The organism is Ruminococcus sp. HUN007 (assembly GCF_000712055.1).
Classification (GTDB): Bacteria; Bacillota; Clostridia; order Oscillospirales; family Ruminococcaceae; genus HUN007.
Window position 1 is genome coordinate 425,599 of record NZ_JOOA01000002.1, and the last position, 21,989, is coordinate 447,587.

At 42.7% G+C, this 21,989-nt stretch carries 18 protein-coding genes; 7 read left to right on the forward strand and 11 right to left on the reverse strand.

The features are described 5' to 3' along the window. Positions 1-26: 26 nt before the first annotated feature. Entirely contained in the window at positions 27-251 is a 225-nt protein-coding gene (locus CC97_RS05975) for a hypothetical protein (RefSeq protein WP_044974236.1), read from the reverse strand. Then, on the reverse strand, positions 251-943 hold the full coding sequence (locus CC97_RS05980) for a metallophosphoesterase (protein WP_044974237.1): 693 nt from the start codon (positions 941-943) through the stop codon (positions 251-253). The genes CC97_RS05975 and CC97_RS05980 overlap by 1 nt, the downstream gene beginning before the upstream one ends. A 654-nt stretch (positions 944-1,597) precedes the next feature. On the opposite strand from CC97_RS05980, the gene CC97_RS05985 reads away from it, so the two are divergent. The 3 genes from CC97_RS05985 (at position 1,598) to CC97_RS05995 (ending at position 7,175) form a co-directional block, all read left to right on the forward strand. Further along, a complete protein-coding gene (locus CC97_RS05985) occupies positions 1,598-4,027 on the forward strand; it encodes a hypothetical protein (protein ID WP_044974238.1) in 2,430 nt (809 codons plus the stop codon). Between the two features lie 257 nt (positions 4,028-4,284). Further along, positions 4,285-6,570 (forward strand): glycoside hydrolase family 9 protein, encoded by a 2,286-nt coding sequence (locus CC97_RS05990; RefSeq protein ID WP_049962722.1) that lies wholly within the window; start codon positions 4,285-4,287, stop codon positions 6,568-6,570. Beyond that, positions 6,567-7,175, forward strand: a complete 609-nt coding sequence (locus CC97_RS05995; protein ID WP_044974239.1) for a metal-dependent hydrolase — start codon at positions 6,567-6,569, stop codon at positions 7,173-7,175. The genes CC97_RS05990 and CC97_RS05995 overlap by 4 nt, the downstream gene beginning before the upstream one ends. 261 nt (positions 7,176-7,436) lie before the next feature. On the opposite strand, the gene CC97_RS06000 is transcribed toward CC97_RS05995, so the two are convergent. From CC97_RS06000 to glmM, 9 genes are all read right to left on the reverse strand, one after another. After that, positions 7,437-8,021: a TerD family protein gene (locus tag CC97_RS06000; protein WP_044974240.1), complete on the reverse strand. Its 585-nt coding sequence runs from the start codon at positions 8,019-8,021 to the stop codon at positions 7,437-7,439. 33 nt (positions 8,022-8,054) lie between these two features. Then, positions 8,055-8,642 (reverse strand): TerD family protein, encoded by a 588-nt coding sequence (locus CC97_RS06005; RefSeq protein WP_044974241.1) that lies wholly within the window; start codon positions 8,640-8,642, stop codon positions 8,055-8,057. 22 nt (positions 8,643-8,664) lie between these two features. Further along, positions 8,665-11,382 (reverse strand): calcium-translocating P-type ATPase, PMCA-type, encoded by a 2,718-nt coding sequence (locus CC97_RS06010; RefSeq protein WP_044974242.1) that lies wholly within the window; start codon positions 11,380-11,382, stop codon positions 8,665-8,667. Between the two features lie 21 nt (positions 11,383-11,403). Next, entirely contained in the window at positions 11,404-12,879 is a 1,476-nt protein-coding gene (locus CC97_RS06015; RefSeq protein ID WP_044974243.1) for a kinase, read from the reverse strand. Positions 12,880-12,887: 8 nt separating this feature from the next. Continuing rightward, positions 12,888-14,195 (reverse strand): PP2C family serine/threonine-protein phosphatase, encoded by a 1,308-nt coding sequence (locus CC97_RS06020; RefSeq protein ID WP_049962723.1) that lies wholly within the window; start codon positions 14,193-14,195, stop codon positions 12,888-12,890. A 15-nt stretch (positions 14,196-14,210) separates the two neighbouring features. Continuing rightward, on the reverse strand, positions 14,211-14,357 hold the full coding sequence (locus tag CC97_RS20475; RefSeq protein WP_197021829.1) for a hypothetical protein: 147 nt from the start codon (positions 14,355-14,357) through the stop codon (positions 14,211-14,213). 10 nt (positions 14,358-14,367) lie between these two features. After that, complete coding sequence (locus tag CC97_RS06025; protein ID WP_197021830.1) at positions 14,368-14,853, reverse strand: VWA domain-containing protein; 486 nt, start codon at positions 14,851-14,853, stop codon at positions 14,368-14,370. A gap of 383 nt (positions 14,854-15,236) precedes the next feature. After that, the gene (locus CC97_RS20480) at positions 15,237-15,869 is read right to left on the reverse strand and encodes a hypothetical protein (RefSeq protein WP_049962724.1); all 633 of its coding nucleotides are present in this window, start codon (positions 15,867-15,869) and stop codon (positions 15,237-15,239) included. Beyond that, positions 15,869-17,218, reverse strand: coding sequence for a phosphoglucosamine mutase (glmM, locus tag CC97_RS06035; RefSeq protein ID WP_044974244.1), 1,350 nt, complete (start codon positions 17,216-17,218; stop codon positions 15,869-15,871). Before glmM ends, CC97_RS20480 begins: the two co-directional genes overlap by 1 nt. 440 nt (positions 17,219-17,658) lie before the next feature. On the opposite strand from glmM, the gene CC97_RS06040 reads away from it, so the two are divergent. The 4 genes from CC97_RS06040 (at position 17,659) to CC97_RS18670 (ending at position 21,844) form a co-directional block, all read left to right on the forward strand. Beyond that, positions 17,659-19,584, forward strand: coding sequence for a carbohydrate binding domain-containing protein (locus tag CC97_RS06040; protein WP_049962725.1), 1,926 nt, complete (start codon positions 17,659-17,661; stop codon positions 19,582-19,584). A gap of 264 nt (positions 19,585-19,848) precedes the next feature. Next, positions 19,849-20,730: a DUF4261 domain-containing protein gene (locus CC97_RS06045; protein ID WP_044974245.1), complete on the forward strand. Its 882-nt coding sequence runs from the start codon at positions 19,849-19,851 to the stop codon at positions 20,728-20,730. Between the two features lie 26 nt (positions 20,731-20,756). Then, complete coding sequence (locus tag CC97_RS06050) at positions 20,757-20,969, forward strand: DUF4250 domain-containing protein (protein ID WP_347493503.1); 213 nt, start codon at positions 20,757-20,759, stop codon at positions 20,967-20,969. Next, the gene (locus CC97_RS18670; protein ID WP_197021831.1) at positions 20,966-21,844 is read left to right on the forward strand and encodes a DUF4261 domain-containing protein; all 879 of its coding nucleotides are present in this window, start codon (positions 20,966-20,968) and stop codon (positions 21,842-21,844) included. The genes CC97_RS06050 and CC97_RS18670 overlap by 4 nt, the downstream gene beginning before the upstream one ends. Positions 21,845-21,989 lie beyond the last annotated feature (145 nt).

Sequence of the window (21,989 nt, forward strand, 5' to 3'; positions counted from 1 at the left end):
GCGCCGGTAATGCCTTCAGCCGTATCTCAGTAATAATCTGCATCACGGAATTTTGAGCATTTCTTCTGAGCCCAGAGGATCGATTTCGGTTTTTTAAAGATCTTATACTTTTCACAGTGCAGCGGATCATTTTTGTCCCAGTAAATGCACTGTCTGCACTGCAGCGGAAGTCCTCCGGACACACGGTATGAATCCGAACTCATTTCAAAATTTTCTTCAATTATAGTGTTGGTTCCGTCATTATCTCTCATTAAACGTAAAACTCCTCCATAGTGTCAAGACAGAGACAGCCAAGCTTTCCTCCGAAAACTGCTCCGCAGTCGATAAATATATTTCCCTGATTTATATATATTCTGTTCTCGCCGCAAAGATTACATGTCGGCGTATGACCGCAGACTACAAAAACCGAATCATCTTCAAAAAGGCGTTTGTCTGCATCCGGTCTGGCTGCGATGAGTTCGTATACAGTATATTCCTTCAGTTTCTTGTTCTTCTCAAAGTTGCCCAGACCGGCATGGCTCATAATATAGCACTTTTCTCCGATCTCAACTATTTCAATAAAAGGAAACCCTGATATAAAATTCAGGACTGCTTCACGCTGCTCCGGTTCAAGTGCACGGAACTGAAGCATAGTGTTTATGCCGCCGTCATCCATCCATTCAAGGACCTGATTCATAAGTTCAGGAGCAAGTGATGTTGTATCCGGCGTTATCTCCTTTACAAGCTGCTTTAATAGTTCACAGGCAAGATAATCATGATTTCCCATCAGTGTAATGACATTCTTTCTTTTCATAAGATCCATCAGAAGATTAACAGGTTCCTCTCCCCTGTCAACAACATCACCGAGAATATAAAGAATATCTTCGTCTGTCAGTCCGATAAGATCAAGCATCTGCAGAAATCTCCGGTACTCACCGTGCAGGTCACTCATGACGTAAGTCATTAATATTCAACTCCTGTAGCGTAAATTTTTAAGGAAATACTGATAAACCGGCTGTAATAGCAAGCCTGCAGGAAAACAGTCAGCGTTTTCAATGCAGTCCTCAGCGGAGATAATACACTATTCCCTCAAGAGTGTAGAAAAACAGGATATAATGAATTAGTACACGCAATATAATAATAACATGAAAATGCAATATGGTCAACCCGTATAAACAAGCATCCGCAGATCATTACTGAAAACATTTACCGGAAAAATGCATCTATACTATTATAAATGTACTTGATAATAATTCATGACTGCATAATATATATAGTATAAATCGACAGATTAATGAAAAATTAAATAGGCTCATAAAAATTTTCTTTTGGATGACGAAATTCACAATTCAGACTACTTATATAAGTCACACTAAAGGAATTATGACGAAAACCGTAAATCAAAACGGATATTTCGTCGCATTTCATTCAACTTTTGTTAGCTTTTTTAGGTGGACTTTAACAAATGTGCCGAAAATGCTTGCATTTACTGAATTAGTATGCTATACTCTAAGAGTATTTTGTATATTTATAATATATTATTATAAAAAACGGGGTAGACAAAGACATAATGCGGTCTTCACATATCCTAGTTATTTATGAAAGGTTGATGAAAATTATGGCATTATTCAAGAAAGTATCAGCAGCAACACTTGCACTTCTTATAAGCGCAAGCACAATTTCAGCATCTGCTGCAGGCTCAGGAATTCTTCTTACATCAAGAATCGGTGACGCAGACAACAATGGTTCTGTAAACACCAGAGACTTCGTAGCTATCGCTGATTACATTGTAAACGGTACTGGGGAAATCTACAATTCAGACTTTAACTTCGATAAGAAGAACGACGCAAAGGATATCGTATTCTTAAAGAAGATTCTCGCTAGCGGAGAACTCGAACAGTTCGATGCTTTTGCAGCATACAAGAGCATGATCGCTGCTTATCTCAGTGCTGAAAAGAGTACTGTTGAAAGCAAGGTTACTTCACAGCTCAACGACAGTGCAGAAAGAACAACAACAACATACTTCACAAGAAACGGCGATAAGGCTCAGATAAAGTCTGCTAACGCAGCCGTTGAACAGGATGTTCTCGTTGATCTTACAGGCAGCGAAGCAGTTATCTACACAAAGGGCGCAGATGACAAGGACGTTGTTACCAAGAAGAACAAGACAGTTTCTGCACTCAAGGAAATCGTAGTTGACCTCATCAAGAAGGCTCAGTTCGATGATAACGATGATGTTGTTTCAGTAAACATTATTGATTCACTTTTACTTTCTGATTCAGTAACAGAAGCAAGCTTTGAAAATGCTTACACATACGAAGATGAAAACTACAAGTACATCGCTGTTCCTGTAGAAGACATCGTAAGCGGCAAGGAAGCAAAGAACGTTGCCGGTACTTACATGATCCAGCTTGACAAGCAGAACAGACCTGTTCAGATCGATATCGTTATCGGTACATCTACTTCAGGCACTTCAACAATCGTTGAAAACGGTTATGCTAAGTTCAAATTAGGTGAAGCAGTAGTAAGAGATCCAAAGACAGGTGAGATTGTTGATCCTACACCGACAAATACAACACCTACAGCTCCTACAACAACACCTACAGCTCCTACAACAACACCTACAGCTCCTACAACAACACCAACAGTATCACCTTCTAATGATCCATTCGAGCAGGGTGACCCAATCAAGGATCTTACAGTATACGACATGCTCGTAAACAGCATCAAGGCATTTGCAGATGCAGAATACAGCAACTTCGATGGTGAAACATCTGAAGAACTCGTAAACGGAGAAGTTAAGTATACAAACAAGGCTAAGGTTAAGGGTTCTAAGGCTGGCAACGACTATAAGTTCAACTTAACGGACGGCGAATTAGTATACGATAACGATACTTACACATACGAAGCTGACGGCTACGCAGTATACGGCGGCAAGAAGGCTACTGAAGTTTATGCTGACGCAACAGTTAAGAATGGTGAAAACACATTAACAACTGGCTGGATCAAGAAGGGTACAAATACTTCTGTTTCAGATGCTAAGTCAGAAGGTCTTTCAGCTGCAAGATCTGTTTACGCTAACGTAATGGATCAGATCATCGCTGACAAGAAGGCTGAACTTGACAAGCAGGCTGATGTAGATGCACTTCAGGCTCTCCAGAAGCAGGCTGACGAACTCCAGGCTAAGGCTGACAAGGCTCAGGCTGATGCTGATGCTGAAAAGAAGGCATTAGAAGACAAGGCTGAAGCTAAGAAGGCTGAACTCCAGGCTAAGATTGATGCAGCTACTAAGGAATCAGACAAGGAAGATCTCGAAGCTGAAAAGAAGGCTGTAGAAGATGAACTCACAGCTGACAAGAACGCTCTCGAAGCTAAGTACAACAAGATCAAGGATGACCTCACAGCTGAAAAGAATGCTCTCATCAAGGATCTTAACAAGGCATTAAAGCTTGACGAAGCTAACGAAGATATGGACAAGATCGATGCAGCTATCAAGGAAGTTAAGGCTACAGTTGATCAGCTCAAGAAGGAAGAAAAGGCATTTGAAGACTACAAGAACAGCGCTGTTAAGACAGCTAAGGAACAGTTAGACTTCGTATTCCCTTCAAAGAGCGAACTCCAGGCAATCGTTGGTGGTAAGAACGGTGCTAAGGAAAGAATCAACAGCAACTCACAGATCACAACACTTGCAAATGATTCTTCTAAGATCATGCTTACAATCAGCGCTAATGCTCTCAAGGATGGCACTGAAAAGTACCTTGATACAGTTGACGGCGAATTCATCTACATAATCGAAAAGGATACATTCAGACCACTCCATGCTGAATTCAGAAACTCACAGGCTGTTGCAACAGACCTCAACAAGAAGGCTACAGCTACAATCGAAACAGCTTACATTGACTTCGAATACCCAGAAGAAGTTAAGGTTTCAGTTCCTGTCAATGTTAAGGACAACGCTGTTGATGCTGTAGAATACATCAAGACAAACAAGGACTTCACAAAGTTCGCTGCTGATGTTATCTCAAGCAAGGTTAAGATTGCTGACTAATCAGACTGAAATAAACTAAACACTAAACAGTTTTATCACCCTGTCAGAAATGGCAGGGTGATTTTTATTTGCAAAATAAGATTATTTCTGTTATAATTCTAAAGGTATAAAAACTTAAGGAAGCGCTGATTAATTCATAAATCAGCGTGGGGTTCGGGATAAAGCCCTGTAAATCTCACCTCCGGAAACCGGTGGAACCGGATTTCCGATTGAATCAGTGTTTTCCTAAGTAAAGTTATAAAAACAGGAGAATTATTATGTCTGGTTTAAAAAGAATACTATCAGGAATAACTGCCTTTTCCCTGCTCTTTTCAGTAACAGGAAACGGATTGTTTGCTTACGATACAGCCTGTGCAGCTGAAGCAAAGTACAACTATGCTGAAGCACTTCAGAAATCACTGTACTTCTACGAGGCACAGCAGGCCGGTCCTCTTCCGGAATGGAACAGGGTCTCATGGAGAGGCGACTCTACCATGTCAGACGATGTTACCGGCGGATGGTATGATGCAGGAGATCATGTAAAATTCAATCTTCCTATGGCTTATTCTGCTTCAATGCTTGCCTGGGGACTTTATCAGTACGGTGACGGCATAAAGAGTGCCGGTCAGTATGATATTTACAGAAACAATCTTGAATTCGTCCTTGATTATCTTGTGGACTGTGACAGAGGGTCTGAAGTTGTTTATCAGATAGGTGACGGTGAACAGGACCATAAATGGTGGGGTCCTGTGGAACTCGTTGAACTCGAAATGGGTAAACGTCCTTCCTATACATGTAATGCCTCGTGTGTCACTGGTGAAATGGCTGCTGCTCTAGCTGCGGGCGCTGCTGCTCTTAAGGATTCTGACAAATGCGGAGAATACAAAAAATACGCAGAACACTATTTTGACATTGCGTGGAAAACAAAGAGTGATGACTCCTATACCAAAGCAAAAGGTTTCTACGATTCCTGGAGCGGATTCTGGGATGAGCTTTTCTGGGCTTCAAACTGGCTTTATATAGCTACAGGAAAAAAGGAATATCTGAAAAAAGCCAAGGAATGCATTCCGAATCTCGGACGTGAAGACCAGGGCGATGAACTGAAATATACATGGGGAATGTGCTGGGATGATGTTATGCAGGGTGCTATGCTTCTGTACGCAGTAAATACCGGTGATAAGGAATATAAAGAACATGTGGCAAAGCATCTGGACTACTGGTCAAATCCTGAAGGAGTAAACGGTAAATCAGTTCAGAGAGCACCAGGCGGCCTGGCATGGCTTGATTCATGGGGCTCACTCAGATATGCCACAACTGCTGGCTTCCTTGCTGCAGTGGCTTCTGATACGATTTTCAGCGGCGACAAGGCTAAAGTAAAGCAGTATAAAGAATTCTATGAAACTCAGATAAATTACTGCCTTGGTGACAATCCTGATAAAAGAAGCTACGTGGTAGGATTCGGAGATGATTCGCCGGAACATCCTCACCACAGGACATCACACGGAGCCTGGGATGATATGAAAAATGACGGTGTAAAGGATCATCGCCATGTTCTCTACGGTGCTCTTGTGGGCGGTCCTTCCTTAGACGGCTCCTATACTGATGACATAGAAAACTATATGTGCAATGAAGTCGCTGATGATTACAATGCCGGTTACACTGCCCTTCTCTGTAAAATGGCCGGCGAATACAAATGCAGGCCGCTTTCTGATTTCCCTCCGGAAGAGAAACCTGACGGACCTGAATTCTATGTAACAGCCTCACTAAATCAGCAGTCCGATTCATTTACAGAAGTAAAAATACTTTCCGTAAACCATTCCGCATGGCCGGCAAGAGTAATAACTGATCTTTCACTTAACTATTATTTTGACCTCTCCGAAGTTTTAGGATCCGGTCTTTCAGTAAATGATGTTACTGTACGCATTGGTTATGATGAATGGTCACAGGCTGAGGTCTCTGAACCGATACAGTACAAGGACAATATTTACTATGTTAAAATCACATACCCTGACGGATCTGTTCTTGCTCCAATCGGAAAAGAACAGGAAAGCGCTGAGCTTCAGATGAGAATATCAGTCCCTGATCAGAACAAGGTATGGGACGCATCAAATGACTATTCCGCTGAGGGGCTTAAGACAGGAAACCAGGATATTGAAATTACTGATCATATAACAATGTATGACGGAGACAAACTCATCTGGGGGACTGAACCCGACGGAACCAAAGCAGATGGTGTTGTGGATTTTGTTCCCGTAACAGCTAAGGATTCATCAGAAAACAGCAGTTCTTCTGATGATAATAATGAATATGATGACGATGCCGGACATACTGTTGTGATAGAAAACGACTGGGACGGCAATGACGAAAATATCACATCTGACAGTGAAAACACAGATGATAAATCAGAAAAGTACACTCCTGATGAAAATGACACGCCTGAAAGTGCAGACAGTGATGAAATAAACGCACGTATTTTCGGAGCTGCAGTTATCGGTGCCATCCTTTTAGGTCTTATTACAGCAGTGATCATTTCAAACAGCCGAAAAAAGAGGAACAGTAAATGACCTATAAGACACATCTTGCAGCCGGCTATGCTGCTGTTCTCTATACTTTTTCACCGGATACTCTTTCTGAACTCATTCTATGCACAGGTACTGCAGCTATTGGCTCTGTAATAAGCGACGTTGACGCTTCAGAATCACACAGCAGAAATAATCTTGCAAAAGTTTCGGCAGTAACATTTTTAAGCATTGCAGGAATTCTTTCAGCTGATCATTTTGCAGGCACAGACATTGCATCACATTTCAGATCCAGTGCTTCGCTGATGAGACTGGTTACCGGCTTTCTGATATTTCTGGGGGTATGCATATTCGGCGAACATCTTCCCCACCGTTCATTTATGCATTCAATTGCAGGTACTGCCTCGGTAACGATCAGTTTTTCCGTTATACTTCCTTCTGCAGCTCCTTATATGGCAGTTTCCATGCTTTCTCATATACTGCTTGACATGTTAAATAAAAAGAAAATTCAGCTGTTTTATCCTCTTCCGAAGCCGCGTATCGGTTTCGGTATCTGCTCAGCTGACGGAAGCATCAATAACCTTCTGTTCTATGTGTTCAGTGCCGCTGCACTTATAAAACTCATAATAACAGTGAAAGGTTTTTTATAAAAACACAACAGCAGTACAGGATTTTTTCGCCTGTACTGCTGCCCTTTTTAATATCTGTACTGGAAGGAGATGTTAAGAAACTCTCCTTAAAAGCAAATCAGCATATCTGAACCCACGTATTTACGTGAGTAAGATATGCTGATTTTGTTGTGTTCAGGACTTTTTTAACAGCCCCTTCTGTTATTAAATACTGTTTTAACCAAAGCTGAAATCCGGATGCTCACCGGACATCAGTATGATTTTGAATAATCATTTCATGTATCAGACATCTACACCGAAGCTTCTGCAAAGTGCCTCAAGTCCGCCCTGATATCCGGCTGCTACAGCGTTGAACTTCCAGTCGCCGTTATTCTTGTAGATCTCGCAGACAACAAGAGCTGTTTCAATTGAAAAATCTTCAACAAGATCAAAACGAAGGACTTCAGAACCAACCATGTCATCATCAGTTTCCATCTTTGCAACATGAACATATGCATTTGAAACCTGACCGAAGTTCTGCTTTCTTGCCGCAGCATCATGAATTGTAACTGTGATCGCTATTTTTTCAATGTTTTCAGGAATTTTGGAGAAGTCAATTGTGATAACTTCGTCATCGCCGTCACCGGCACCGGTTCTGTTATCCCCTGTATGCACAACTGCTTCATTTCTGCTCTGAAGATTGTTATAGAATATGAAGTCTTCATCACATGTTACCTTGCCGTTTGATCCGAGAAGAAAAGCAGAGGCGTCAAGGTCAAAGTCATAACCGCCGTCATATCTGTTTGTATCCCATCCGAGACCTATAAGTGCCTTTACTATTCCCTTGTCAAGACTAACTCTCTGTCCTTTTGAAAGACTAACTGCCATAAATAATACCCCCTGAAATAAATAATGTTTTTATCAGATAAATCTCTTTACAAGTGCTGCCACGCCGTCATCTCTTGTGCCTTCACCTACAGCGTTGAATTTCCATTCTCCGTTATGTCTGTAAAGCTCACCAAAGATCATCGCTGTCATTCCGTCATAATTATCTGACAGATTGAAACGGCAGAGTTCCTGATTGTTGTCCGCATTCACTATTCTGATGAAAGCGTTTTTGATCATGCCGAACTGCTGGTTTCTCTTGTATGCTTCGTAAATTGTAACAGCAAATACGATTTTGTTGTACTGCTGAGGAAGATCACTTAAGAACACCTTGATCTGCTCATCATCGCCGGCACCGGCACCGGTAAGGTTATCACCCTGATGAAGGATGCAGTGACTCTTGTGTGTAAGGTTATTATAGAAAACGACATCGTCATTGCTCTTTACCTTATCATCTGTAAGCGCTATTGCAACTGCATCACAGTCAATATCGTCTCCTTTTCCGCCGAAAAGGCTGAACTTTTTCGGTGCTTCATCCCATCCTAATCCGACTATTACTTTCTTTAAGCCGGCGTTTGTTTTTGTAAGGTCGATTTTCTGACCTTTCTGAAGATTAACTGCCATAATTTAGAATCCTTTCTGTAAATTATTTGTTTTTCATAACTGCCTTTCTTATGAGATCCACCGGAATGATGGAAACTGCCATTACAAGTACTACGATCCATTCGGTTACGCCGAGACCGTGACATCTGAGAACGCTTCCGCCAAGATATGTCATTGCTATCTGAACTACAGCGATAAGTCCGAGAACCTTAAGGAAGCCCTTGTTTCCGCTGATATTTTCAAACAGATCCATCTTGTCTGTTCTTGCGTTGAATGCGTTGAATACTGCTGAGAATATGAAGTACGCAAAATATGCAGTACCGAGTTTAAGATATGCCGGATCAGAGAAATCTGCAGGGTTGAATGTCTTTACATCTGCTCCGAGATCAGCGAATACCTTCTGAAGCGGAGAGAATGTGAGCATAAGGAAACCAAGAATGAACATCCAGAGTGAGTTCATGATGATGCTGCTCCACATGTTCTTGCTTACGATGCTTTCAGAACGCTTCTTCGGCTTTTCTTTCATGTATCTGTGGAGAGCCGGTTCACCGCCGAATGCGAGAGCTGCAAGTGTATCCATTACGAGGTTTACCCAGAGGATCTGGATAACTGTAAGCGGTTCGTTGATTCCGAGAAGAGGACATACAAATGAGATAAGTACAGCTGCAACGTTGATAGTGAGCTGGAAGATGATAAACTTTCTTATGCTGTTGAAAATTGTACGGCCGTAAAGGATAGCCTTGTCGATAGAATTGAAGTTGTCGTCAAGAATTACGATGTCACTGGCTTCCTTTGCAACTTCAGTACCACCGCCCATAGCAAAACCAACGTCGGCTTTCTTAAGAGCCGGTGAGTCATTAACACCGTCACCTGTCATACCTACAACGAGTTCAAGTTCCTGAGCGCATCTTACAAGGCGGCTCTTGTCTGTAGGAAGTGCACGTGCGATAACCCTGATGTCCTTGAGAACCTTCTTGATCTCATCGTCAGACATCTGCTGAAGTTCATCTGAAGTAAGAACAACGTCTGTGTCTGCTGTAAGAAGTCCGGCTTCCTTTGCAATGGCCACAGCTGTATCCTTACGGTCACCTGTGATCATAACTACCTGAACACCGGCCTGATGTACTTCGCTGATAGCTGTAACAGATTCAGGTCTGACTTCGTCTCTGATACCGAGAATACCAATGAGTGTCCAGTCGCCTTCTGGAAGTGAGTTTTCACCGAGAGCTTCATCAGCGATCGCAAGGCCAAGAACTCGGATAGCACGTCCGGCAAGCTCATTGATCTTGTCTTCGATCTGAGCACCCTTTGTGAACTCCTTCTTGTTGCCGTCTTCGTCAAAGTAGTATTTACATCTTGAAATGATCTTTTCAGGAGCACCCTTTACAAGTGTGCAGTTGTAGTCACCCTTTACCTGGGTAGCAGAATATTTGTTTGTACTGTTGAAAGGAATTGAAGCTACCTTTTCAACATTGATGTTTTCAGGAATAAGGTCTGCAGCGAATGCGAGAACTGCCTTTTCAGTAGCGTTACCGCCGACAACCTTTGTCTCACCGTTTTCCTTTGCAACGATAGAAGTTGTATTGTGATGAACAGCAACTGAAAGGATTTCGGAAAGCTTGCCCTTAACGTCACTTGCCTGTCCTACTTCAGTCATGTCACCGTCTACAAATGTAACAACTTCAAGTTTACCCTTTGTAATTGTACCTGTTTTATCTGAGAAAAGAATGTTTAAGCTTCCGGCTGTTTCAATACCGTTGATCTTTCTTACAAGTACGTTATCCTTGAGCATCTTGCCCATGTTCATTGCTGATACAAGAGCGATCATAAGAGGAAGTCCTTCCGGAACAGCCATTACTATTATGATAACTGCGAGAATAACAGCATCAAGGAAGTCTGCAAGAATGTTGAAAATACCTGAATTTATATAAGCTGAAAAACCGCCGCCGGTGATCATTCTCTGGAACATGAGAGCAACAGCGATTGCGATACCGCCGATATAACCGAACTTACTGATACCGTCAGCAAGATTTGAAAGCTTAACCTTAAGCGGGCTTTCACGGTCGTCGTCCTGCTGAAGTTCCTTGGCGATCTGTCCGTAAACTGACTTGTCACCTACAACAGTAACTTCCATTACTGCATTGCCTGAACATACAACAGAGCCACGGAAAACTTTGTATGGATTAAGGAAGTCCATCGGCTCGCCTTCGTCACTGTAGTCATCAGGTACAGGAACCTTTGATGCTTCCTTTGACTCACCGTTGAGAACACTCTGGTCAACCTTGATGTCTCCGTCAATTATCTGACCGTCAGCAGGGATCTTGTCACCTGACTGAAGAAGGATGCAGTCACCGACAACGATATCATCGATCGGGATCTCCTTGATCTCGTCATCACGATAGATCTTACATACGATCTTTGAAGCTTCTTCCTGAAGTTTCTGGAATGCGTTTTCATTTCTGTATTCAGAGAATGTTGAAACGAATGTGGCAAGTACGATCGCAACTGCGATACCTACCGGTTCATACCACTCAACATCCACGCCCTTGAGCACACCAGTTGCGCCGAGGATAAAGATAAGAACGTTGACTGCCAGTGCTACGCAGAGTATCTTGATCATCGGATCGCCAAAGTTACCAAGCAACTTGCTTAAAAATGTTTCACCCTCAACCTGAGTCAGCCTGTTGCTGCCGTGTTCCTCAAGTGATTTTTTTACCTGTTCGGAGGTAAGACCAAATTTTTTTTCTTTTTGATTGCTCATAATTTTTCTGATTCTCCTTGTTTAGTTAATATTGAACAGTTCAACTTTCATAAGCAGACTGTCATCATCACGCAGTAGTCTGAAAGCCGCTCCCGGATAAAGCTCAGTAGCATATCCTACCGGAACTGTGCTTCCGTCAGGTGAAAGAAGATTCTTCAGTGTAAGATTTACAAGATAGTAACTTCCTTCTTTTTTCTGGATGTACGCCTTGACTTCACGGTCAGGAGCCTTTTCATCCGGAAAAATATTTGAATGAAGATTCCATATGCAGAGCGGAGTATTGTTTTCAGCGATCATTTCGCTCTTTCTGAACCACCTGCCGGGATTTCCCCTTCTCTGTGCATAGAAATCAAGTTTAAGAATCGTATCGTCTTTGATCTTTGTTCCGCAGAAAGGACATACGGGATCATTGATATCGTGAAGAATAAAGTATCTTTTTTCGCAGTTCGGATTGGAACAGCTGTGAAGAAGATTCCAGGTCTTAAGAAGCCCTCTCTCCCATTCAATAGCCGCCGGTCTCTCCGACGGATCATGCAGTCCCCTGCAGAACACACGGAGAAAGAGATCTTCAAGATATGGTCCCAGATCTTTTATCGTGACTTTGAGATCATCCGGTCTGTTTGAAGTATCGTCTGGATCTTCAATGAAAGTAGCCTTTTCGCCGAGACATAAATAGTCGTCCTTTTCAGGATCTTCTGAATAGATCTTCGGACCGATTATCGGATGCCGCAGAAAGATATATTCATAAATCAGTACCGCCATTGAATGAAGGTCTGTCTGAACACCCGGAAACTTACGCTGTTTTCTGTCCATCCCGAGTGTCTGGAGCACCTCAGGAGCAACATAGCCTCTGGTTCCTATTACTTCAGGAGGATACAGTCCCGGTACCACCAGTGAGTCTATGTCGATCACAACACAGGTACCTGAACGCGGATCAACAAGTACGTTGTTCGGTGACAGGTCTGAATGTGCGAGACCGGCCTGATGAAGTCTTCTGACAGCACGTGAAAGAAGTATTGAAATCTGCAGCATTGAACGGAAATCACCGAGTTCTGATGAATTCAGATATTTTCTGCTTCGTCCGGTGAACCAGTTGCTTTTTTTGTCCTTTCCCTTTATCTGAAGGATCTGGGATGCATTGTCACCGAAGAAAAAATTCTTCGGGTAAGCCGGACTTACGATCCCGAACTCAGGCCTTATTACGATATCGACAGGCCAGCAGTAGCATTTTGAAAAATAAGAAGCTGTCCGGTCATCGTTTCCGTTGGCACCGCCGAGTTCCTCAGGCACAGTAGGATTGTATCTGCCGAGTATTGCTTTCAGGCGGTCCTGTATACCGGGGTCTGCGGCATTTTCAGGATCATTGAAGAACTGGACTACAAACGATTTGTCCGGTGTGAAATAAGTGTACTTCATTCCCCCGCGCGGAGGATTCTTAGTTACAACATATTCGATCTCACGGCCGCTAAGCAGCAGTCCGCGTCTGATATTGTCCATCTGGTGTTTCACTCCTGATCAAATTCGAGCAGAACAAGCGTTCTGTCATCAAATGAGCCTCGCTCAGTATAGTTATCCAGCCATCTTAAAAGTCTTTCTTTTCTTTCAGACGGAAGATCAGTATCAAAGTTCTCAAGCGATGCTTTCTTTATAAAAGCCGTATTCTTCCAGAGCGTTTCAAGATCTGTACCGGTACGTTCCTCAAGACGTTTGGCGTACTGGCACATTATCTTTTTCTCATTGTCATTTACCCATGGATGAACAAGCGGCTGAGGAACAGTCTCAGGAATTTCTCCTTCTGATGACGAATCATCGACAGATGTAATACCGTTCAGACACAGGTCCAGATAAAGTCTGAGAAGTTCCGGTGAATTAGGAAAATAATCATCTGCAACACCGTCAGTCATAAGCATGAAAGCTGAAGACTTTCCGCGCATGATCTTGGTCTTGCCCATAAGGCTTTCCTTTCTGGTCTGGTTATCAGAAGTGATAAAATCAGTTTCACCTGAATATTCACCGCTGTCAGGCACACTGAGTAGTCTTAATGCCTTTTCAAAAGGGCTGTTTCTGTCAACGGAACAGATTATGCCGTCGCCTATCTGGATCGCGGCTGCAAAATACTCTTTTGATTCACCGACCATTACCGGAAGAACAATGCATACTAAAAATGTACATGCAAAATCCTTTATTTCAAGATCGCGTTCCACAAGATCAAGATAGCGAAACTGCGTCTTTCTCTCGTCAAAAGCTGCCTCAACAGCTTCCTTTGCCTTTAATACTGAATCCTGAAGAATATTCGCAAAAACGCCGCAGCCTTCCATAAAACCGCTGTCGTCGAGAGGCAGAGAAAGCTTGGCTTTGTCATCCTCTGAAGCGTTACCGAGGTTTTCCCTGAGATACGCTGCTGCTGCACTGCATGCTGCCTTTGCACCAATTCTTGAAAACTTTCTGGAGCCGGCACCGTCAGATGCAATAAGGATCTTCCAGTCGCCGTTTACATCATATTCATACCAGTCGTCGCAGTTTGTTCCGTCATGCTTGTGTTTCTTGCCGCGTACTCTTGCAGCAGTTACCCTTCCGCATTCAATTTCCTGCTCTGAAGACATATACTCTTCAAAAATTTCAGGTTCGTTTTCCGAAACTGCCTTGTACTGCCAGAGCGAAGCCGTCTTGTCTGTTATGTTAAGTTCATTGAAAACAGACAGCCTGTCCATGCTTTCCTTTATGTCTTCCTCGGTCGCTGAAAGAAGTTCATCCGGCTCAATGTCGATCACTTCATCTTCAGAATACTTTCCTTCTTTTTCTTTGTTACTCACAATTTCACCTGCCTGTTACGGAACAATAATGAAGCCCTGAGGCGGCGGAGGAAGTTCGATAGGTGCTCCCGGAAGAGCATCAACACTTCCTGATGACATCTTGATAGATCCTGATACCCAGGCAAAGAACTGTGCAAGATCGCCTGCTGAAAGGCTGTTCATCATAAGAACATTATTTGTGATCTTCTTGAGAACTGAAGTATCTGCCTGAGCACCGGCTGCACATGCTATGATATTGGCTGGTTTTTTTGCTCTTAAGTTCTTCGGCTGCCTGTTCCCATTCATCTGTAGGCGCACCGTCAGTAAGAATGAATACAAGCGGCTTCCAGTCGCCTTTCTGTTCTGTACTTCCCTTGCGTACTTCGTCTTCAATACATTCTGAAAGAAGTCTGAGTGCTGCGCCCAGTGATGTGATACCACTGGCCTGAAGTTCAGGTTCCTTAAAGTCTATAAGTTCAGTAAGCGGGCACACCTGTCTTGCCACACTGTCAAATGTAATAACTGAAAGATAGGCAGTTTCAAGCGCCTGCGGATCACTTTTAAGTTCCATAAGAAGAGCCTTTACACCCTGTCTTACCGCTTCGATAGGTTCTCCGTTCATAGATCCGGAAGTATCAAGTAAAAGATAAACCGGTAATCTCCTTATTAATTCTGACATAACATTTTCTCCTGTCTCTTTTTTTATATTTTTTCTGTTCATGTATTAACTTGTGAACTCGATTTAAGTTCTTGTGAACCGATAAAAGAAATGAGCTCTCCATTAATAGAACATTGTCATTATTATACTCTCTTTTTTGTTATTTGTCAATAAAATAATGCAAAATTATTTTGCCATTTTCTATAGTAAACGACTAAGATGTCACCATGCACAAAATGCACAGCCAAAACCTGTTTCAGGCACATTAAGCTTTTAAATAAAAAAGCAGCATGACTCATTCTTCTGAAAGTCATGCCGCTGAATAGCTTATAATATTGTCATGCTGATCTGTGTTTCCTGATTATCAGCTGAGGGCAAACGCCGGATTCCTTGTTTACTGTTTGTTATTGTCTGTCGTAGTATGCCCTGCCTCTGTCAGGCTTGAAATATGTTCTCAGATAACCGTCCGATGACACAACAACAAACTCATTTGTATCTTCAATGTAGTATACATCATCGTTGTCATCCTTTTCCTTCTTGTGAAGTGCGTCAGGTGAATTCACAACATCAGATGCTGCCTTTTCGTACTCTTCTGCAGAAGCAAATCCCATTTCCTCGCCGTGTTTTTTATAATGGTCATTTAAAAGCTTACTGTTTCTGAAAACGTATTTCTGTCCTTCGGATACCTCACCGGAGAATTCTTCAGGTTCTTCGGAACCTGCCTCTGCTTCGGTCTGAACATCCTGTTCCGTTACAGTTTCCGAGACAGGAAAAACGTCCTCTGAAAGACTGACGGTTTCTGTATCCTGCTCAGCTGTCGCTGCATCTGTTTCACTGTCGGTCAGTATCTGAAGTGCAGGCTCAGTGACTGCTTCGGTTACATAACCCGGAATAATATCATCCTGCGACTGAAGTTCATTATCATTTCCGAATCCGGAAAAACCGTTAAGAAGAAGAAAAGCTAACTTCAGGACGACCAGTATAGCTATGGCCGCAAGAGAGAGTTTCAGTACCTTCCTGACATTTTCATTTTTCATCAGACTGCGTATCCTTTATTAACGATCACTTCTGAAACTTCATCAACATATTTTTTGCATACTGAATCAGTTTCTGCTTCAACCATAACTCTGACAAGAGGTTCTGTACCGCTGCCTCTTACAAGTATTCTGCCGTTGTCTCCGAGTGCCTCTTCAACTTTCTTTACTGCAGCAAGAACATCTTCATCTTCCATGGCAAGTTTCTTGTCAGTAACACGTACATTCTTAAGAAGCTGAGGATAGATGGTCACAGGTGCTGCAAGTTCAGCAAGTTTCATTTTTGATTCAAGTACAACTTCCATTATCATAAGTGAAGTGAGGATGCCGTCGCCAGTGGATGCGTACTTGCCGAAGATGATATGGCCTGATTCTTCTCCGCCGAGCTTGAATCCGTTTGCAGCCATGTTCTCGTAAACGTACTTGTCACCTACAGCTGTCTTTTCATAGGAGATACCTTCAGCGTCAAAAGCTTTGTAAAGACCGATATTGGACATGATCGTTGTAACTACAGTGTTGCATGTGAGCTGACCCTTGCTCTTGAGATATTTACCGCAGATGTAGAGGATAAGGTCTCCGTTTATAAGCTTTCCGTCATGGGCTACTGCAAAGCATCTGTCTGCATCGCCGTCATATGCAAATCCGATATCGCATCCGGATTCCACTACGTACTTCTGAAGTGCCTCAGGATGTGTTGAACCGCATCCGTTATTGATATTTGTTCCGTCAGGAGTATTATTGATCACATGTGTTTCAGCTCCGAGTGCATCAAAAACGCACTTTGCAATTGATGAAGCACTTCCGTTTGAACAGTCAAGAGCAACCTTCATGTTCTTGAACGAACGGGTAGCAAGAGAGATAAGGAAACCGATGTAGCGGTTACGTCCTGCAGCATAATCGACTGTGCGTCCGATGTTTTCACCTGTAGCAAGCGGTATTGAATCCGGATCACCGTCAATATACTCTTCTATCTTCTTTATTGTTTCGTCATTAAGCTTCTCGCCTTTTCCGTTCATAACCTTTATACCATTGTCATAAAACGGATTATGACTTGCTGAGATCATGATACCGCAGTCAAAATCATCAGTTTTGGTCACATACGCAACGCTCGGAGTAGTTGTAACGTGAAGCAGATATGCATCTGCGCCTGACGCTGTGATACCTGCTGCAAGAGCGTACTCGAACATGTAGGAACTTCTTCTTGTATCCTTGCCTATTACAATGCGGCATTTGTCATTCTTGCCCTGTGAATAATACCAGCCAAGGAATCTGCCTACCTTGAATGCGTGATCAACAGTGAGATTTTTGTTGGCTTCTCCTCTGAAACCATCTGTACCAAAATACTTTGCCATAATAATTATTTCCCCTCTGGAATCTTATTTTTTCCGTTTGATTATACTCATACCTGCGGGCTTTTCCCGCTGACTGCAGTACCATTCTCTGCAGCGCTTTGCATTTTATTATACAACTATTCAGAAATAAAATCAAGTCCGATTATTGTCAGATGTATTTCCGGAGCAGTCATCCGGGAAACTCCTCTTCCTTCCGGAATACGGATAAACAAGCACATCATATACATATTAATAAGACAAATTAAATACAAATATCATTTTTATCCACCTTTTATGCATATTATAGGTTGTAAAATGCAGATAACTATGATATGATTTATACAGGATTTTATGTTATGTTGATAATATTTTTCAATTATCAGCTAATCAGTGTATTTTTTTATGACTGGATCTGTAACTCCTTCAGTCATTACCCGAACACGAAAAGAGGTATTATTCATATGTCATTTAAACTGAAAAAAGTGATTGCATCACTGACAGCGTTTGTTCTTTCTGCAGGAATGATGTCATTTACTGCCGCAGCTGATGAAAACACATCTGCCGTAAATGGAACCTCAGCAGCCGAGAATTCCGAAACTCCTGACAGCGGAGCAGAAAAAGAATTTTTCTTCGTTGATCATTTTGATGACGGCAATCACAGCTGGACAGGACGCGGCGGCGCAAAACTCTCATTAAGTGATGAAAAACCGTTTGACGGTATCAACTGTCTCTATGTAACCGGACGTACAGCCGCATGGAACGGTGCACAGAAGGAACTCGATCTTACTTTATTTGAACCTGGAAAAACATACAGTTTCAGCTGCAATGCAATGCAGACAGCAGGCGGATCTGAAGAAACATTCTACATGAAACTCCAGTACACAGACGGTTCAGGCAAGACAAATTATTCTGCAATTGCCGAAGCAACAACCCTCAAGGGCGAATGGGTACAGCTTGCAAATGCTGAATACCAGATACCGGCTGATGCGACTGAAGCTTTCCTTTATGTCGAAACAGAAAGCGGAACCTTTGACTTCTATGTTGACAATGCTGCCGGTGCCGGAGAAGCTACACAGATTGAAGGACCAAAGGCCAAAAAGCTCACATACGGCGACATAAACTACGACGGAAAGATCAACATTCCGGACCTTTGCCTTATCAAAAGCGCCATAACTGACGGACTCGAAGACGAGGCAATGAAAAAGGCCGCTGACGTAAATCACGACAAGCAGATCAATGCTGAAGATGCAATGCTCATTTTCCAGTGGCTCAATGCTGAAATAGAAGCATTCCCTGAACCGCCTAAGCCGGAAAACGTATGGGATGACTATCAGGAAACAGCATCTGCTGAATGGATAAACTTCTACAAGAGCTCTATCCTCAGCATGGGCAATACAGCACGTCTCGCAGCAAAACTTGATGCTGCATCACAGGGTGCACCGCTTACTCTTGCTTATCTCGGCGGTTCGATCACTGAAGGAAAGAACTACAGCAGTCCGTTCTCATCATATATAAAGAACAACTTCTGCAAGGGAACTTTCAAGGAAGTAAATGCCGGTCTTTCCGGTACTTCATCAGTAGTTGGTCTTGTAAGAAGTGAAAAGGATATCTGCAGCCACAATCCTGATATCGTGGTTATCGAATTCTCTGTAAACGACCACGAAGACATCATGTACAAGAAGTGCTTCGAAAGCTGCATCAAAAAGTTCCTCTCACTGCCGAACGATCCTGCAGTTATCGCTCTTATCACAACATCAAAGGGCGGATATAACAGCCAGGCTCAGATGGAAGCATCAAGCAAGGTGTTTGACATTCCTGTTATCAGCATGCACAATGCTCTTCAGGGCGCTTTCAAGAGCGGATTCCTCAAGCAGAGCGACTACTTCTCAGATGAATACCATCCGCACAAGAACGGCGGACAGCTTGTAGCTGACTGTATGGCTTACTATACACGTCAGGCTATGAGAACTGAAAACCGCTCTGAATCATACAGCATACCGACCGGATCAAAATACGGTTCTGAATACTACACATGTATAAACGCTGATCCTGACAAGGATCTCCAGAATTTCAACGGCGGGTCATTCAAGAGAGGAAACGGATACAATTCACTTCCTTACAGCTATACATCAAGCGGCGGAGCGCCGATGACATTCAAGGCTAACGGCAAGGGACTTATCATTGTATTCAAGGCTAACAGCTCAGGAATGGGAAGCGTAAATGTAACTGTAAACGGCAAAACCACAAAGGTAAACGGCAACAAGCAGTATACATGGGGCGGTCCTGACGCTGAACTCGGTTACTATCAGGATACTGAAGGCGTTCTTGATGTTTCTATCTCAGCATCCGGAAACTTCACTATCTGGGGTCTCGGTCTTGTAAAATAAGATATCTTCAAAATACAATATATCAATTCACCCTCGTCTGTTTTCCCTCCATCTAATCAAGGAATCAGACAAGAAAAACGACTGCATAACGCAGTCGTTTTTTTCTATTGAAATATTAAGATGAATATGATAGAATTAATGGAGTAATAATAAGGAAACAATGAAAATAATCCTAAAAACACAGCTAAGATCCGGGTGTCCCCCAGCCCCGCTGTGATTTTCGGTTTAATAATGTTTCCTTAAATAAATGATCGGAGAATTCCAATGAAAAGCAATTATAAAGCAAAGACTGCATCAGCACAGTATGAACAGCAGAGCAACGTATTCGAAATGTGGCTTCTCTTCAAAGATAAACCGGTACGTCCTGAGGAACCTGTACTGAGAGCCGCTCTGGAAAGCAAATGCGGCAAAGTGGATGTAATCGCGTCAAGCCCTGAACTGACAAGCTTCGGCGTTAAACGTTTCATGAGTCATTTCAGGGACGCCGACCTTCCCGCTCAGGTAATGCTGGGAAACGTAATGCCGTTCAGACAGACTGACATCACCAATGCAGAACGTGCCCAGATAAGAGATATCAAAGACCGTGACACTTTTCTTTCATCATGCACGCACAAGATACTTGCCGCTGACATGATGGCCGCACTCGATACTGAACACAGAACACGTCTTCTGATGAACTGGCTTGAAGTAGTTACAGATATATTCAAAGACTGTGTCGCTGTATGGATTCCGTCCGGCGGAAAGCTCATTCCGGCAGATCTTATAAGAAGCGGAAAGGTGGAAAAGCAGGATCGTTTTGTATGCTTCTGCGTTAATGCACGTTTCTTTAAAATAGAAAAGACGGATGAAATGCTTGTTGACACACACGGTATGTGTGCTGTCGGACTTCCTGATATCCAGTGCCACTTTAAAAATCTTGATGCTGATGCGGTCGTAAACTATGTATACAACATAGCCTCGTTTGTAATGCAGAGCAGAGACCAGATAAAAGACGGCGACACTATTGAAGGACTTAACGCCGAAACATCAGAGTTCGACGAAAACGTTCTGTGGACAGTACGCTATGAAGATGCAATGGTACAGCCAATGCGTGCGGTAATCGATGTCTGTCCGGGAGAAAACGCTGCCGGCGAAAGAGAAAAGTAATAATCAGTCAGTAAAGGAGAATAATCATGCTTCCAAATGATCCGGCTATACTTCTTAGTGTAATAAACACAAAACTTCGTGATCAGTACAGTTCGCTTGCCGCTCTCTGCGACGATCTTGACGTTTCAGAAGACGAAATAAAAAAACAAGCTTGCAGGTATCGGATACGAATACGATGCCGCACAGAACAGATTCAGATAACCCCGGACGTAAAAAGTCAAAAGGAGAAAATGAGATGAATAATGAAGTCGAAACCAATATGGAAATAATGATGGTCCAGTTGTTATTTAACAGCAAACCAGAGTCACCGACAGCGGATAAAGTTAAAAAGGCACTTGAAAAATATCTTGGTGATCTCGGAGAAATTCCGTATGCAGAACCTTCCAAGATAAGTTCCGGAGACATGTTTATGTTTCCGCTTGAAAAATATAAAGTGGTAACTAAGGATCATCCGGACGGCATTCCTGCTATGGCGGTGTTTTTATCATCTGAGCCGGAATCCAGGATAGAAGTGGATGAAATGGCACGCTCTCAGTTCTGGGATGTACAGGACGGTGAAGCGATAATAAATGATTGTAAATACACTGTGCTTGTTCATACTATGCTCGGAATGGGACTTACCTATCAGGAACAGGCAGAGATACTGCTTGCTCAGGTCGGCGCAGCACTTGACTGTTATCCGGGATGTACTGGAATATATGCAACGCAGAGCGGAAAGCTTATTACTCCTGATAAATTTGAAAGCTTCAAAAAATACAGCGTGTCAGAAAGATTCATTGATCTCTTTGTCAATGCAAGATTCTTTAATATTTCTGATACAGATGAAATGGTAGTTGATACACTTGGATTCTATGTTTTCGGGGCTGCTGATGTACAGATGCATTTCAAAAACCTCGATCCGACTAATGTTGTAAATTACGTTTATAACATTGCGTCATACCAGTTCGACAACGGCTTCCCGATCCAGAGCGGTGAAACCATTGACAGTATTGATGAAAACGGTAATATTCAGATGAAACCGCAGTGGCCGGTACAGTACGAAAACTCACTTATAGATCCGCCAAGAAGCGTACTTGATATCAACTGCGGCAAATATGCCGGCGGAAAGAGATAAGACTGAAGGAAGTAAAAATTTGAAATATCAGAACATTACTCAGGCCTTATATCACGAACCCAAGCAGCTCAGCAATCTGAGCTGCTTTTTCAATTGCGCCGAAGGCGCATCCGCTTAAATGGAACGCCTATCGGCGTACTATTCC

Coding starts and splice junctions, on each gene's coding strand:
- CC97_RS06010 (WP_044974242.1), bottom strand. CDS start 11,382: ATGAGCAATCAAAAAGAAAAAAAATTTGGTCTTACCTCCGAACAGGTA.
- glmM (WP_044974244.1), bottom strand. CDS start 17,218: ATGGCAAAGTATTTTGGTACAGATGGTTTCAGAGGAGAAGCCAACAAA.
- CC97_RS05985 (WP_044974238.1), top strand. CDS start 1,598: ATGGCATTATTCAAGAAAGTATCAGCAGCAACACTTGCACTTCTTATA.
- CC97_RS05990 (WP_049962722.1), top strand. CDS start 4,285: ATGTCTGGTTTAAAAAGAATACTATCAGGAATAACTGCCTTTTCCCTG.
- CC97_RS20475 (WP_197021829.1), bottom strand. CDS start 14,357: ATGAACAGCCTTTCAGCAGGCGATCTTGCACAGTTCTTTGCCTGGGTA.
- CC97_RS06050 (WP_347493503.1), top strand. CDS start 20,757: ATGCTTCCAAATGATCCGGCTATACTTCTTAGTGTAATAAACACAAAA.
- CC97_RS06015 (WP_044974243.1), bottom strand. CDS start 12,879: ATGGACAATATCAGACGCGGACTGCTGCTTAGCGGCCGTGAGATCGAA.
- CC97_RS06045 (WP_044974245.1), top strand. CDS start 19,849: ATGAAAAGCAATTATAAAGCAAAGACTGCATCAGCACAGTATGAACAG.
- CC97_RS20480 (WP_049962724.1), bottom strand. CDS start 15,869: ATGAAAAATGAAAATGTCAGGAAGGTACTGAAACTCTCTCTTGCGGCC.
- CC97_RS05995 (WP_044974239.1), top strand. CDS start 6,567: ATGACCTATAAGACACATCTTGCAGCCGGCTATGCTGCTGTTCTCTAT.
- CC97_RS06040 (WP_049962725.1), top strand. CDS start 17,659: ATGTCATTTAAACTGAAAAAAGTGATTGCATCACTGACAGCGTTTGTT.
- CC97_RS18670 (WP_197021831.1), top strand. CDS start 20,966: ATGAATAATGAAGTCGAAACCAATATGGAAATAATGATGGTCCAGTTG.
- CC97_RS06025 (WP_197021830.1), bottom strand. CDS start 14,853: ATGTCAGAATTAATAAGGAGATTACCGGTTTATCTTTTACTTGATACT.
- CC97_RS06000 (WP_044974240.1), bottom strand. CDS start 8,021: ATGGCAGTTAGTCTTTCAAAAGGACAGAGAGTTAGTCTTGACAAGGGA.
- CC97_RS05975 (WP_044974236.1), bottom strand. CDS start 251: ATGAGAGATAATGACGGAACCAACACTATAATTGAAGAAAATTTTGAA.
- CC97_RS05980 (WP_044974237.1), bottom strand. CDS start 943: ATGACTTACGTCATGAGTGACCTGCACGGTGAGTACCGGAGATTTCTG.
- CC97_RS06005 (WP_044974241.1), bottom strand. CDS start 8,642: ATGGCAGTTAATCTTCAGAAAGGTCAGAAAATCGACCTTACAAAAACA.